Origin of the sequence: Shewanella halifaxensis HAW-EB4 (assembly GCF_000019185.1) — a bacterium.
Lineage (GTDB): Bacteria > Pseudomonadota > Gammaproteobacteria > Enterobacterales > Shewanellaceae > Shewanella > Shewanella halifaxensis.
In genome coordinates, this window is the sequence record NC_010334.1 from 3,222,759 (window position 1) to 3,236,348 (window position 13,590).

The 13,590-nt window shown below is 42.8% G+C and carries 8 protein-coding genes; 3 read left to right on the top strand and 5 right to left on the bottom strand.

All coding sequences use genetic code 11. The features are described 5' to 3' along the window. Window positions 1-85: 85 nt before the first annotated feature. The 4 genes from SHAL_RS13800 to prmB all read right to left on the bottom strand — a co-directional run bounded on the left by SHAL_RS13800 (window position 86) and on the right by prmB (window position 4,593). Window positions 86-1,207, bottom strand: a complete 1,122-nt coding sequence (locus tag SHAL_RS13800; protein ID WP_012277740.1) for an ATP-NAD kinase family protein — start codon at window positions 1,205-1,207, stop codon at window positions 86-88. A 43-nt stretch (window positions 1,208-1,250) separates the two neighbouring features. Then, a complete protein-coding gene (locus tag SHAL_RS13805; protein ID WP_012277741.1) occupies window positions 1,251-2,405 on the bottom strand; it encodes an MFS transporter in 1,155 nt (384 codons plus the stop codon). Beyond that, the gene (aroC, locus tag SHAL_RS13810; protein ID WP_012277742.1) at window positions 2,405-3,499 is read right to left on the bottom strand and encodes a chorismate synthase; all 1,095 of its coding nucleotides are present in this window, start codon (window positions 3,497-3,499) and stop codon (window positions 2,405-2,407) included. Before aroC ends, SHAL_RS13805 begins: the two co-directional genes overlap by 1 nt. A 149-nt stretch (window positions 3,500-3,648) precedes the next feature. Then, window positions 3,649-4,593, bottom strand: coding sequence for a 50S ribosomal protein L3 N(5)-glutamine methyltransferase (gene prmB / locus SHAL_RS13815; RefSeq protein ID WP_012277743.1), 945 nt, complete (start codon window positions 4,591-4,593; stop codon window positions 3,649-3,651). Between the two features lie 79 nt (window positions 4,594-4,672). Here prmB and smrB point away from each other — a divergent pair, with 79 nt between their 5' ends. Next, a complete protein-coding gene (gene smrB, locus SHAL_RS13820) occupies window positions 4,673-5,203 on the top strand; it encodes an endonuclease SmrB (protein WP_012277744.1) in 531 nt (176 codons plus the stop codon). A gap of 95 nt (window positions 5,204-5,298) precedes the next feature. Here smrB and sixA read toward each other — a convergent pair whose 3' ends face one another. Next, window positions 5,299-5,769, bottom strand: coding sequence for a phosphohistidine phosphatase SixA (gene sixA / locus SHAL_RS13825; RefSeq protein WP_012277745.1), 471 nt, complete (start codon window positions 5,767-5,769; stop codon window positions 5,299-5,301). Window positions 5,770-6,125: 356 nt separating this feature from the next. Between sixA and SHAL_RS13830 the strand changes: the two genes are divergently transcribed. Beyond that, window positions 6,126-8,915 carry an insulinase family protein gene (locus SHAL_RS13830; RefSeq protein WP_012277746.1) on the top strand — a complete coding sequence of 930 codons (2,790 nt, stop codon included), beginning with the start codon at window positions 6,126-6,128 and terminating at the stop codon, window positions 8,913-8,915. 305 nt (window positions 8,916-9,220) lie between these two features. Beyond that, window positions 9,221-13,507: an EAL domain-containing protein gene (locus SHAL_RS13835; RefSeq protein ID WP_012277747.1), complete on the top strand. Its 4,287-nt coding sequence runs from the start codon at window positions 9,221-9,223 to the stop codon at window positions 13,505-13,507. Window positions 13,508-13,590: the final 83 nt, after the last annotated feature.

Consider the following 13,590-nt stretch of genomic DNA (forward strand, 5'->3'; position numbering starts at 1 on the left):
TAAATTTTCACATCAGACGATATATATTAATAGCCAGAGATCGTTCAGTCTGCAATTTAAAGACCGACTTGATGAACACTCTTTGTTATGCCAAGTCCGGGTTTGCAACCTGATACATCACGTAATCATGATAACCCGTGATCACTTTATAGTAACCCGTTAGCGCTTTATCTAATTCAGGGTCGCCACTATCCACAATTAACGGCCTACCTTCAAGTGCTTTTAGCTTTGTTTTTGTCGCTAGGATAACAATATTGTCTTTTCCTACACGCCTTATCAGCTCGGGACTGAGCTGCTGGTTGCCCCGCCCCAAGATATGTCCTTGACCGCCAATTAACGTAATGAACAGCTTTAGCGCTTTGTTTTCTGAGAGCTGTAGAAGTTCGCTGGCAGACAAGTCGCTGGCAACTAAGGCCTCATCTTGAATAACGTCGACACCTAGCAGGGTGTTATCAAGCGCTAACTCACTCATCACCGCGGCAACGGTGCTACCCGACCCCATGATGCAGAGGTTATCTTCCATCTGCTCAATCGCTTCTGCAGCTATATCGGCAAGCACCAGCTCATCGCTCTCTTTACCGCCCATTTTAACCGCTTGCACGTATCTTGGCTCGGCAGGCACTAACATTTCGCCAAAGCGGCGCGCGCGCACCACACCGTCTCTAAACGCAATCTCGTCGATATCCATCACATCGGCGCTCATTAAGCTGACTAAATCACCGTCGAGTAGCATTTTCACCACCATACCTGACGCATGAGGGGTAATACCGTATACACCAGAGTGAATTTTAACGCCTGCAGGTACGCCTAACACGGGAATGTTGTCGTCGGCGATGGCATACACATCTCGCGCGGTACCGTCACCACCAGCAAATAGCAACAAATCTAACGTTTCATTCAATAGCTCACTGACTACTTTTTGAGTGTCTTGAGCCCCAGTCTCACTCGGCGCTTGGTATACCACTCGAGTAGTAAAACCCATCTCTTTCGCAAGCTTCTCTCCCATATCACCTGAGGCTGTTATCACCTCAATACGCGCTTTATAAGGTTCGATAACGGTAAGCGCTTGCTGCATTCTAAGATCCGCCTTAGGCACGGCTCCTTTGGCTATCGCCTCTGAAGCTACCCCATCACTGCCTTTTAGGCCGACACTACCGCCAAGGCCTGCAAGTGGATTAATAATTAACCCGAGACGAAACTTTCCCACAATCAATACTCCATTTTGACGCTAACTTTCACTACTAAGTAGTCTATGCCTGTGCTTTAGGAATGAATAACACGGCTAGCATAGATAAAAATGCGCAGCCTGCGGCAAAGATCCAAGTGGACATGGCGCCGGAGCCATCACCCCAGATAATGCCACATAGCCAAGTCCCTATTGCCCCACCCACGCCAAAGCTTAAGCTCGCATATAACGCCTGCCCTTGGCTTCGGCGGCTAATATCAAAATGCTTGTGTACAAACTGAATCGATGCCGCATGGGTTAAGCCAAAAGTAAAGGCATGTAATAGTTGGCTAATACTCAGGTATAAGATGTTCTCAACACCATAAGCGAGTAATAGCCAGCGAACGGCGGTTAAGCCGATGCTCACCACCAGCAAAAACTTCACCCCAAAGCGACCCAATAATTTAGGGGCGTACATAAACATGACGATTTCAGCCACCACACCCAGCGCGACAAAAATACCGGCAGCAGATTCAGAGTAGCCAGCCTGCTTTAAATACAGAACGAAGAAACCATAAAATGGCCCAGCACTCATCTGTAGTAACATAGCTGACACTAAAAACCAGATTAAGGCTTTATCGAAGACCAGTGGCTTACGTATTTGAGTGTTATCGACAACGGCTCGATTAGACGGTAATGGCAGTGCGCTAATAAGCATACCGATAAATAGCGTCATGCCAATATAGGGTAAAATCTGTGGCCCCCAGTGCCCAATAGCAAAACCGCCGCTGACAACCAGTACGATATAACCAACACTGCCCCAACTTCTAATCGCACCGTAGCGATTAGCGTCATCACCTAAGGTTTCAAGAGTGATAACCTCGAGCTGAGCTAGTATGGCGTTCCAGAAAAAGGTATATACCGCTAGGCTAATCGCTAAGTAAGCGAGGCCGCCGTCATAGAAAAAAGTGAGATAACTTAATGCTGCGGCGCCGGCACCAATCTTAATGAGTTCGGAGCGCATACCGGTTTTATCGGCAACGATGGCCCATAAGTTCGGTGCGATAATCCGCGTGCCCATTAAGATTGCAAGCAAGAAGCCTATTTCTTGGGCGTCAAAACCACGGCTATCAAAAAAAACGCCAAGATAAGGCACCATAATGCCAAGAATAGAAAAGAAAAAGAAATAACATGCACAGAGCCAGCGCAGTTGCTGCTCTGTGCTTTTGGGTTGAAACATTAACGCATTCCGATAATAGGTGTACTGCTATTCACATCCATATTTTGCGCGCGGTGACGTAAAAGGTGATCCATCAATACGATTGCTAGCATGGCTTCTGCAATCGGTACAGCTCGAATACCGACACAAGGATCGTGACGACCCTTTGTAACCACTTCAGCGGTTTCACCTTGGGCTGTCATGCTTTCGCCTGGCACGCTAATACTTGAAGTGGGTTTCATCGCGATATGGGCAACAATCGGTTGGCCTGATGAAATTCCGCCTAAAATACCGCCAGCATGGTTTGACGCAAAGCCCTCTGGTGACATCAAGTCTCGGTGCTCTGAACCTTTTTGATTAACCACCTCAAAGCCATCGCCAATCTCAACACCTTTCACGGCATTAATGCCCATAAGCGCATGAGCGATATCGGCATCGAGGCGATCAAAAACTGGCTCGCCAAGCCCTACAGGTACACCCGTTGCAACCACTGAAACTTTAGCACCAATCGAGTCGCCGCTCTTTATAAGCTCGCGCATATATTCGTCTAATGACGCTAACTTTGATGCATCAGGGAAGAAAAAGGCATTTTGCTCTATCTGTTCAAAATCGACAGTCTCGGCCGAGATAGGACCAAGCTGTGACAGATACGCATGGATCTCAACGCCGTGAACTTGTTTCAAATACTTTTTAGCGACAGCACCAGCTGCCACTCGCATTGCCGTTTCACGAGCAGATGAACGTCCGCCGCCACGATAATCGCGCTGGCCATATTTTTGCTGATAAGTGTAATCGGCATGTCCTGGACGGAACAAATCTTTGATATTTGAGTAATCTTTGCTGCGCTGATCGGTATTTTCAATTAACAAGCCAATTGAAGTACCTGTGGTTTCGCCCTCAAATACGCCTGAAAGAATACGCACTTCATCTGGCTCGCGACGAGCCGTGGTATAGCGTGACGTACCTGGCCGGCGTCTATCTAAGTCGTGCTGCATATCCGCTTCGGTCAGCTCAACGCCTGGAGGGCAACCGTCGATAATGCAACCAATGGCTACACCGTGGCTTTCACCGAATGTTGTTACTACGAAATTTTGACCAATACTGTTTCCCGACATCCGCTTTATCGCCCTCTATCGCTTTATTCTCATTATTATTTACCCGCGCTTTGTCGGTAAATACCTCATCTATACCCAATTAAATATCAATCACAATGTAGGAGTACTGATTGATAAAACGCCGCAGGCAAGCCTGCGGCTAGAATCTATTATTCACTATCTTTGTAGATGGCGAAAAGTGATTCATTTTCAACTAGCTGGTCGCGAGTTAAGATAAACACGCCGTCGCCGCCATTTTCGAAGTTAACCCAAGTGAACGGCACATCTGGGAACTGCTCGCTCAAATGCACCATTGAGTTGCCGACTTCTACCACTAACAAACCATCTTCGGTGAGATAATCGGCGGCATTAGCAAGTATGCGCTTAGTGAGATCTAAGCCATCACGACCCGACGCTAAGCCAATCTCTGGTTCATGATGATATTCATCAGGCATGTCGCCGATATCTTCAGCATCGACATAAGGCGGGTTAGAAACGATTAAATCGTAATGCGGCCCTTTTGGAATTGCAGAGAATAGATCTGATTCCATAGGGAACACTCTATCCATCACCTCAAGCGTCTCAATGTTGATCTGCGCAACTTCTAGTGCATCAACACTGATGTCTAAGGCATCAACTTCTGCATCTTCAAACTCATAGGCACAGGCAATAGCAATACAACCGCTACCAGTACACAGATCGAGTACGCGGTTAACAGGCTTGTTGTATAACCAAGGGCTAAATCGATTTGCGATTAACTCAGCAATCGGTGAACGAGGAACAAGTACACGCTCATCCACATAAAACTCTAACCCTGCAAAATGTGCTTTATTGGTTAGATAGGGAACAGGCAAGCGCTCTCTTACACGGCGAATGATAAGCTCAACAATTTTATGCTTTTCACTGCTGGTTAAATTAGAGTGAATAACTTGCTGACCAATTTCTTCCGGCAGATGCAACGCATAAAATACTAACGCGATAGCTTCGTCCCACGCGTTATCGGTACCATGACCATAGTAAATGTTTGCATCATTAAAACGACTGACCCCCCAACGTAGCATATCGCCAATAGTGCGTAATTCTGTTACCGCTTCATCAACAAAAATCTTATCCAAAATTCACTCCAACTTTTTAATTCCGACTCATTGTAACTGAACTCTATTCATATGGCATCGGATTCAATAAAATAGAAAGATGAATAAAAGCAAAGATAACGATGATCTGGCTCTTTTTACTGAGCTGACAAAGGGAATAAAGCCTTTTCAGCAAAGTAAGCACCATTTCACTACGGCTCCTAAAGACCGAAAAATTGTTGAAGAGAAAGAACAGCAGCTGCATGCAGATAGTTATTTCTCCGACACCTACCAACCTCTGTTGCCTGTTAACGGGCCGATGAAGTGGGCAAGAGATGATGTAGATAGGCATGAAGTCAAACGTCTAAGACGGGGGGACTACCTGCCCGATCTTCTACTCGATGTGCACGGAATGCGCCAAACAGAGGCGAAACTTGAGCTTGCCGCATTGATCCAAGCTTGCATCAAACAACAGAGCCATTGCTGCTGCATTATGCATGGCCATGGCACCGGCATTTTGAAGCAAAATATTCCAATGTGGCTAGCACAGCATCCCCATGTAAAAGCTTTTCATCAAGCGACTAAAGAATGGGGCGGCGATGCAGCGTTATTAATCCTGATCGATATTGGTGATCAGCCCTATCGCCGCTGATGTACAAATTAATAAACATGAGACAATAAAAAGTGAGTCTTCTACATACACGAGAATGACTCACTTTTTATTGTGCTCGACGGGTTCTGTTCGAATTAGCTAATTGAGTGTGGCGCATGCTGCCAAACCAAGTGGTTTGTGCCATTTTGCCTATCAATCAAGGTGACTCCCGATGTGGCAAACAACGGCGGCTCGACGCCAGGAACCAGTTCACTGACCAAATAGCCTAATAGCGGCATATGTGCGACGACTAATACATTGTTAGCAGCGTATTGCTCCGCATAGGCGAGCACAAGATGAGCAACCTGCTCAGGATCTCCCGAAGGTACTAATTCATCTAAAGTGATCCATTTATGAGGCTCTGGAAAGTGCTTTCTGACTTCTTGCCAGCTTTGCTGCGCTCTTAAATACGGGCTAACCAATACCAAATCGAACTCTTTGATAGTAAGCCCTAACCAATTACTCATCAGCCCAGTGTGATGACGCCCCATGTCCGTGAGTGTGCGTTCCCTATCAGAATGAGCATTATAGCCCGCTTCTCCGTGACGCATTAAAAATAGCTGCATACTGCTTGGCTACTCCCAATTCTTTATTCTTATTTTAGTAATTGTAGTCCGAATCTATGCGCCAACATACCGTTATTTAGTTATTAATTAGTCGAATAGATATCTAGCAACTAAAATGTTTTCTAAAGCACGGTGGCTCGAACTTCGATTGGCTGACATTTTTTAGTCAAACATCACTTTATTTTAGAGTTTACAGCAGTTGTGTTTGAAGATATTCCAAAATGATGGCAAGTTAACTTGCTAAGTTAAATTAACTAGTTTTTACTCAAACAGTTACGTTTATAGCTTATGCCTAAAATTACCCATATGAGGGGCCAAGTTGTGGACTTGCCTCCTCTAGATACTGGAGCCATGCCTTGCCCAAAGCGAAACAGATAAAAACCAGTCCAAATGACCACAGACACTATCGCCATTTTATGCTTGAAAATGGGTTATCTGTACTACTGGTTGAAGATCAAAAAGCCAGCCAATCTGCTGCCTCTATGGCTGTGGGGGTAGGCCATTTTGACGATCCGATTGCACGGCCTGGTATGGCGCATTTTCTTGAGCACATGCTATTTTTAGGCACCGAAAAATACCCTAACTCGGGAGAATACTCCGCATTTATTAACCAACATGGCGGAACAAATAACGCTTGGACGGGTACCGAACACACCAACTTTTTTTACAGCATTAACGCTGACCAGTTTGAAGATTCACTCGATAGATTTAGCCAGTTTTTTATCGCACCGCTGTTTAATATTGATTTAGTTGACCGTGAACGTCATGCCATTGAATCCGAATTTAGCATGAAGATAAAAGATGATATTCGCCGTGTCTATCAAGTCCAAAAAGAAACGGTTAACCCAGAGCACCCTTTTTCAAAGTTCTCAGTTGGAAACTTAAAAACATTAGCTGGAGAAGAGAGTGAATTAAGACAGGAACTTCTCGACTTCTATCAAGTTAAATACTGTGCCAGCGTTATGACCTTGTGTTTAGTTGCGCCAAAATCATTGGATGATCTCGAGTCACTTGCTAAACAATACTTTAATGATATTAGTGATCACTCCCCAACTGATGGCTATCCAGATGTGTCAATTTATTTACCCGAGCAGCTGCAAACTCAAATTAACATCTTGCCACTAAAGGAACAAAAACGCGTAGCAATTACCTTTGCCCTTCCCGCTATTGAACCGTTTTACCAACATAAACCTTTGACCTTTATCAGCCATTTGTTAGGTTACGAAGGCAAAGGAAGCCTGCTGTCGTACTTAAAAGAACTCGGGCTTGCCAACAATCTCTCAGCAGGTGGGGGCGTTAACGGTTACAACTTTAAAGACTTCAATATAAGCATTCAGCTTACAGACCGTGGTCTTGCTGATTTAAATACCGTTATTGAGTCAACATTTGAATATATCGAGTTAATTCGCACAGAGGGTTTACAGGCATGGCGATACGATGAAAGGGCCGCCTTATTAAAAGTCGCATTTCGATATCAGGAGCAAGTTAACGCTCTCGACTTAGCCAGTCACCTCAGTATCAATATGCATCATTATGATGTTGAGGATACGGTTTACGGTGACTATCGTATGGACGGCCTAAGAGTTGAGGAAACCGAACAGCTGTTGGCACTCATGGTCCCATCTAACATGCGGATCCAGTTAATTGCTGCTGAGCTAGATACCAATAAGAATGCGGCTTGGTATCATTCCCCTTATCAGATGAAAGCAATTGCGAGCGAAGATATTACCCGCTGGTCAAAGCCTGTGATCCGTGACGAGCTTCATTTACCTCCTAAAAATCCTTTTATCAGTGAAGAGTGCATTGCTAGACCCGATAAGAGCCAAGCGAAGGTTCCCATTGTTGTTGCGCAAAAAACAGGCTATCGCATATGGCATCGTAAGGACGATGAATTCAACGTACCTAAGGGGCATCTGTATCTGTCACTTGACTCGGCTCAAGCCGCAGCATCCCCAAGGCATGCTGCGTTAACCCGTCTTTACGTTGAAATGCTACTCGACTATTTGACCGAATATACCTATCAAGCCGAAGTTGCGGGCCTCAGTTATAATATTTACCCCCATCAAGGTGGCATTACACTTCATCTAACTGGCTTTACAGGAAAGCAGGAAACATTGCTTGAGCTGGTTATCGCTAAAGCCAGAGAGCGTAACTTCACCCAAAACCGCTTCGATCTGATTAAGCGCCAGATTTTGCGTGCTTGGTATAATCATTCTCAAGCAAAGCCAATTTCACAGCTGTTTACTAGCTTGACTGTTACGCTTCAAAAACGCAGCTTTGAACCTTCCAGAATGGCTGAATTACTCGAAGAAATCACTCTCGATGATCTGCATGCTCATGTAAAAAGCTTCTACGAAAAAATTCACTTAGAGGGGCTCGTTTATGGCGATTGGCTTGAAAGTGAAGCTAAGGTGTTAGGCACACGGTTAGAAAGAATATTATCGCTGGTGACCAGCCCGAGTAATGAGTCATCTCGTGAGCTTATCGATCTTTCAAATAAGGGCACCTTGTTGCGTGAGATCCCCGCCTCTCACCCTGACAGTAGCATTATTGTTTATTACCAGTCCGACGTTACAACGCCAGAAACCATGGCCTTGTTTAGCTTGCTAAATCACACCATGTCTTCGACTTTCTTTCACGAACTCCGTACTCAGCGACAACTAGGTTACATGGTTGGTACAGGCTACCTCCCGTTGAACCGTTATCCAGGAATTATTTTCTATATTCAATCTCCCACTTCGGGCCCTAAGTTATTACTAGAAGCAATTGATGAGTTTATTGCTGACTTTGCTTATGCCGTTTTGCAAATGACCAACGAGCAATGGGAATCAACAAAACACGGGCTCATCAATCAAGTACTGGTAAAAGACTCGAGTCTAAAGGTTCGTAGCCAACGCTATTGGTCAAGTATTGGCAATAAAGATTACAAATTTAATCAAAGAGAATGTGTCGCGGAACAAATTAAGTCGCTGACTCGAGCAGACCTTATTAAGTTCATCATGCGAAAAATGCGCACTAAATACTGTGATCGCTTAGTCTTGTTCAGCACTGGAGACTCACATTTAGAACAAGCACCTTTAGAATCAGACAAGATGATCACAGATCTGCGCGCATTCAAACAAGGAGCAGAGCAGTTTGATTACTAACTGGCTGGCTGACAGAAGAATGTAAAAATATCGATTATAGGCAATATCTGTTAGCAAAAGCGGTTTTATCTACAAATAGAATTAAAATACGCGCTAGCAGATGGTTAACCCAAACTATCGAGGAACAACAAAATAAAAATCTAGAAACAGAAGATTGTAAAGATTAAGTGACGCAAATAAATAGAGGATAATACTCATTAGCCGCTACAATTAGCATTAGAGCTTTTGACAATGTCATCACTTTCTGAAAAAGTGGGAATAACAACTAGTTGCTTATCTTTATTGGTTAATAATTAAACAAAAATATGCCTAGAATTCTTTTAAAAATTGTGATGTCTCTATTCTTTTCCATTTTCATGGCAAACTCTGCTTTTTCTTTAACGCTAAACTCCACATCTTTAGGCGTTTCAGATGGATTATCACAGAGCAACGTCACATCAATTGTTGAAGATGCCGATGGCTATATCTGGATTGGCACCGTCAACGGACTGAACCGATATGACGGTAAAGAGTTCCGTCACTACTTCCCCTCACCAGAGAATGACTTGCCCAGCGCATTTATTCGTAGCCTATTTATCAGCGATAGCGGTGTTATGTACATAGGCACAGATAAAGGCCTCGCTGTTTATGATCGAGATAAAGATCGAATTAACTCCGCTTCAACTTATGGTTTAAAGCTTGATGAGCCTATCTGGTCAATATTCAAAAACAAAAACAAACTTTATTTAGGGACAGAAAACTCAGTTTATAAAGTCAATGAAAAGCACAGTAAAATATTAAATTTAAATATAGAAAAAACTTACACTGGAAATTACTCAGGAATAAAAGAAATTGCATTTACATCTGAGAATATTTTCGTCAAAAACTATTCTGGAACAGTAGCTAATATAACAAACCCAAAAGGTGCAGTAGTACTTAACAACGTGAACACAATGCTTGAAAATAAAGGCGGATTACTCCTTTTCACAAACTCAGGTGTTTACCAATACAAAAATGAATTTCCGATAAAAATAGACAACACAGCTTATTCGAGTGTCACGGCTTCAGAAAATGGATACCTAGCATTATCTGGGAACAATATTTACAGCGCTAACAACATGAATAAAACCAAGCTAGTTGGCGTACTTAATAATCCGATTCAAAATATAGAGTATGCAAAGATCACAAGAGGAAAAAACAAAACATTTATTTCAAACCAAGACAACGGTTTTTTGATTATTGACGACAAGAGAAACCTCGTTAAAACAAAAAAAGTTGTAGGTGGGAACGTATGGTCTATCTCACAATCTAATGCATCAGATATTTTAGTCACGACAGACGCTCCAAATATAATACTTTATGATTCAAACCTATCTTTAAAGCGAGAGTACGACTCGAATATCAAAGGGCCAAAATCTGCATCCATCTTAAATGGCAATATATACGTAGCTAGCAATAATGGGTTTGAGGCCATTGATATAACTTCAGGTGAAATAACAAAAATAATTAATGAGAGACTCTTCATAACCAAGCTTCACAGCGATAACAAAAGTATTATTATTGGCTCTAGCACAGGGGAAATAATTTTTTACAATACCGAGACAAAAAAAATATCGAGGTACATCGTTGATAATAAAAACCCAATCTTTGATATAAAGGAGTATAAAGGGGGAATATTTATAGCAACGCAAGGAGGGCTATTCAAGCTTAACGGTAATAATGTAAAAACTTTATATGAAGAGCAGCTAGTCGCAAGTATTGACATTGTTGATGACAAACTATATTTTGGCACAGGCAAGGGGATCAACCTTTACAACTTAAGTTCAGAAAACATAGACACACTATATTCAAATAACAAACCCGTATTTTCAATTTCACACAGTAACAAACATATAATTGCCTCATCACTTAATGAACTAATTGTAATTAACAGGCACAATGGGAAAGCATCCATTGTGAATGATGAGTTTGGAATTCAAAATGAATATAACACACATGCTATTTTAAAAAACAAAAACAACATTTTTATTGGTGGAATATCTGGATTAAGCCTTATTTCAACAGAAAAGCTAACCAGTTACTTAGCAACGAATGAGGCGCCAAAAACCATTCTTGAAGAACTGTTAATTTTTAACATCCGTGAAGATACAGATGGTAAAGTATTAAACAATCAATTATCTAGAACCAATGCTATAAAGCTTAAATACTCAGACTATCCATTTACAATATCCTTCAGTAGCCCAAGTAGTTCTTTCAGAGACATTAATTATGCATATCAAATGCAGGGGTTGTCTGAAACCTATATTCACTCAAAGGGAACAAATTCTGCTACCTATACCAATTTATCGCCCGGCGATTATCAGTTTTCGATTTACGCCATCGATCCTGTTACCGGTAAACATGGTCCCGTACGAAATCTAGATATTGAGATCACGCCACCTTGGTGGCTATCTAGCATAGCAAAGCTAATTTACTTTCTATGCTCATTATTTATTTCCATATTAGTCATTAAGACGATATTGCGTCGAAGAGAGATTCAACAGCAGATAGCCAAGAGCGAAGAACGACTTAAGCTTTCTTTATGGGGTAGTGGTGATGAGATGTGGGACTGGGACATTGAAACCGGTCAGATCTACCGCTCAAATATTTGGGGTTCATTAGAATTTCCTCAAGATGGACAACGCTCTGGTAGTCAGGGAGAAGAGAGCAACATCCATCCAATGGATCAAGAGCGCGTTCGCGAGGCATTGAATAAACACTTTTATGGCGAAACCGATCACTTTGAAGCCGCCTATCGCGTCAAAGGTAAGAATAATGAATGGGTCTGGATTTTAGATAGAGCGAAAATTGTAGAACGAGATGAAAATGACAATGCCGTTCGCATGACTGGCACCATCAAAAACATCAGTAATTTTAAACAAGCCGAGGAGCAGTTAAGACTGTTTGAACGTGCTATACAAAATATTTCTGAAGGCATGTTTATTCTCGATAACAATTTTAAGTTTGTTGAAGTTAATGAGGCCTGCTGCGATCTCGTTATGCTGAGTAAAAAGGAATTTATTGGTCGTTTATTCAACTTTGACCTTTACCCTGATAGTTATTCAGAGCAGATCCGAGCCATCCTAAAACAGCAAGGTCGCTGGAATAATGAAGTCGAATCGACACGGGGTAATGGAGCCAGTTTCTTGATGGAGCTTTCTATCGATGCCATTTACGACGAACAGGGTGAACTTTCACATTATGTCGGGGTATTTTCTGATGTCAGCCGCCGCAAGCAGCAGGAGGAGGAACTGAGAAAACTCACCAACAATGATCTACTGACCAACCTACCCAACCGCTCTAACCTTATGGTGACGCTCGGCAATTTAGTCAAGAGAGATTCCCACCATACACTAATGGTATTAGACCTAGACAACTTTAAAAAAATTAATGACTCTCTGGGCCACCAAGTAGGCGATGAGCTTCTAGTTCAAGTCTCGGAGCGAATTCAAGTTGCCGTCCCTAGCCATACCAGCATCTATCGACTCGGTGGGGATGAGTTTGCCATCCTCGTCGATAAAAACCCCGATATCGGCACGAGCGCGATAATCGCTAAGAATGTCATTCATGCCTTCGAAATGCCATTTGAGCTAACCAAGGAAAAAGTCGTCGTCGGCCTAAGTATTGGTATTGTGCTATACCCAGAGGATGATCAAAATGAACAAGCCCTGTTAAGAAAAGCCGATATCGCCATGTATCATGCAAAATCTGCTGGCGGCAACCGCTATCAGTTTTACTCTGAATCGTTAAACAAAAATGCCATCAGGCAACTAGAGGTTGAAAACCTCATCCGTGAAGGTCTTAAAGACAATCTATTTGAGGTCTATTATCAACCAAAGGTAGACTTAAAATCGGGACGCATGGCAGGTATGGAGGCCTTAGTGCGCCTAAACCACCCTGAGCATGGTTTAATACCGCCAAATAAATTCATCCCCCTAGCGGAAGAGAATGGTCTCATCGTCGAAATTGGTGATGTGGTGCTTAAAAAAGCCTGCTTCGCTGCGCAAAAGTGGCGTTCGCAAGGTTTATTTAATGGCCGAGTCGCCGTCAATTTATCGTCGAAACAGTTTGCGTTACCCGATCTGCAGCAGCGTATCGAGTCAATTTTACAGCTAACTCAACTGCCTGCGACGAATCTAGAGCTCGAGATCACCGAGGGCACGGTTATCAAAGAGCCTGAAAAAGCCATTAAAGTGATGCAGCAGTTATCTAAAATGGGGGTCAGTTTAGCCCTAGATGATTTTGGTACCGGCTACTCTTCACTGTCCTATTTAAAGCGTTTCCCTATTCATACCTTAAAAATTGATAAAGCGTTTGTTGATGATATAGACAAGTCGGATCGAGATCTGAAAATGGTTGACTCCATTATCACGATCGCCCATAACATGGGGCTATCCGTTGTTGGTGAAGGCGTTGAAGAAGCCTCCCAGCTCAGTATATTGCGCGCATTAAAGTGCGAAGAGATCCAAGGCTATATATTTAGTAAAGCGGTAACTGAAACCGAGTTTACCAAGCTATTACAAAAAGACACCGTAGAGAAACAGATAACACCACTTCCGGCAAAAAGAGGTTAATAACAAAACAAACGCCAACATTGGCACAACAACTGCAGTTACCTTCTCATAAGTCAAAAATATTACTTTATATTTAATACTCT